This is a genomic window from Zooshikella ganghwensis DSM 15267 (genome assembly GCF_000428585.1).
Taxonomy (GTDB): domain Bacteria; phylum Pseudomonadota; class Gammaproteobacteria; order Pseudomonadales; family Zooshikellaceae; genus Zooshikella; species Zooshikella ganghwensis.
The window spans coordinates 1-1,869 of sequence record NZ_AUAF01000330.1; the positions used below are offsets into that span (position 1 = coordinate 1).

Genomic DNA, 1,869 nt, shown 5'->3' on the forward strand with positions numbered 1-1,869 from the left:
GATACAGCCTACGATTAACATTAACAACGTAGATTACTAGGAATTACGCTCTTTCCGTTAACAAGCTGAAAGATGCACAAAATGAGAGGCAGCCATGTGCTGCCTTTTTTAGTACAAATATACATATATTGTCGTATTTATATAACTTCTTTTATGCTTATCAGCTTATTCGTAATACACTTGCGTTTATAGGGTAAGGGAATTACTTATCTAAAAGATGCAATGCTCTATGTACTCTCTGACCTCTGAAAGTTCACTGGAAAAACTTTTGCCTGGCTTCAACGTGCTCTACACTAGGTGCAACCTATTGCACCTATTATGACAGCTGCTTCCTAATTACTTCAGCAAGCGCTTCCACAACACTCGGGTCATCTGCCAAGTATGTTAATGCTCTTAGTGTCTTGTTATCTGTAACATTCTCACCAGTTTCAACACGTAGCAACTTTGTTAGTTTCTCAAGATTTTCAGACTCCGTTTTAGTCAGCTTCACTCCTTTAGTGGGCCGTTTATATGTACTTTCTCTGCTAGATTGTTCTGTAACTGTACTAGTAGGAACCGCTTTAGGCTTTGGTTTTACTCCCAACCGACGATTAAACATCCATCACCTCTTGAGCCAACTTGTCATAGTCTTCTACCGCAGATCTGTCACCCTTATGCATGGTAAGGGGAACATAATCCATTTGAGCATTGTTAATAGGTTTGCTTGTGCGAACTTTCGTACTTGCTACATTATATTCACTTACTAAATCAGCCATTTTAGTATTGATGCTTGTGCTTCTTAGGTCGTACTTATTAAACAAGATAAGATAATCAAGCCGATTATTATCAACTTCCTCGATAATATTCAAAATATCAGCAACACCATCAAGACTAAAAGAACCATCGATAGGAATCAGTGCTAAATCCGCCGCATTCAAAGCATTAATAGTGGCAGGGCCAACATCTGGGGGACTATCCAGCAATATACAATCAAACTGATCGACTAACGGTGCAAGATGTTTTTTTAGAATTGAGTCTCGGCCAGCGCGATTATTTACAAAATCATATGCATCCTGTTGTTGTAAATGTGCACCAATAATAAATAAGTTATCTATAACCTCACCACCAGGGTTAGCAGCAACCACAGCTTCTCCCGCTGCTAACTTTCTATTCATGAATAAGTCCATAATCGTGTACTTCAGCTCACGAAAGTTATTCACTAAACATGATGTAGTGTTGGCCTGCCCATCAAGATCAAGCACTAATGTCCTATACCCTAATTTTGCAAGCGATACACTTAAGTTAATTGCTGTACTCGACTTCCCTACCCCGCCCTTCTTATTAGCCAAAGCTATAATTTTTGCTTTCATACGCCCCCCTATATCACTCAAATCAACAGGTGCAACCTGTTGCACTTATCTTAGTTATTGCTTAAACAATAATCATACTAGGCAGCTTAGCACCTTATAGCATTCTATGTGCAACCTGTTGCACATGATCATAAAATGGTCAAGTCACTTATATGTATCACTCACAATGTAATAGGTGCAACCTGTTGCATACGTCAGTCGTATAACATTAGTTGATTCTATTAATTCACACTCTAATCAAGCGACAACGAATTATATGCAACAGGTTGCACTCATAATCCACATTGCTTTGATCAATTGAAGTGGAGTAGGGGAGGGCAGATGTTGTCGTGTGAACTTAAGGAGTCAGACAGGATAATAAAAGAGCTAGATCAGTACCTCTGTGACTGCTCCCCGCCCTAATCGGGCGAGGCTTCTGACTTCATAGGCTACAGCTGGCATTAGCCAGACTTACACAGCCTCCATCAGCAGAGACGGACAGTCCTTCCGCCTTTAATTTTACGATACCTTGCTGTTTTAA

2 protein-coding genes are annotated in these 1,869 nt (G+C 39.9%); both read right to left on the reverse strand.

The genetic code is table 11. The annotated features are described in order from the left end of the window. Positions 1 to 316: 316 nt before the first annotated feature. Positions 317 to 598: a hypothetical protein gene (locus F607_RS0126615; protein WP_027710415.1), complete on the reverse strand. Its 282-nt coding sequence runs from the start codon at positions 596 to 598 to the stop codon at positions 317 to 319. Next, on the reverse strand, positions 591 to 1,349 hold the full coding sequence (locus tag F607_RS0126620; RefSeq protein ID WP_094789921.1) for a ParA family protein: 759 nt from the start codon (positions 1,347 to 1,349) through the stop codon (positions 591 to 593). The genes F607_RS0126615 and F607_RS0126620 overlap by 8 nt, the downstream gene beginning before the upstream one ends. Between the last annotated feature and the right edge of the window lie 520 nt (positions 1,350 to 1,869).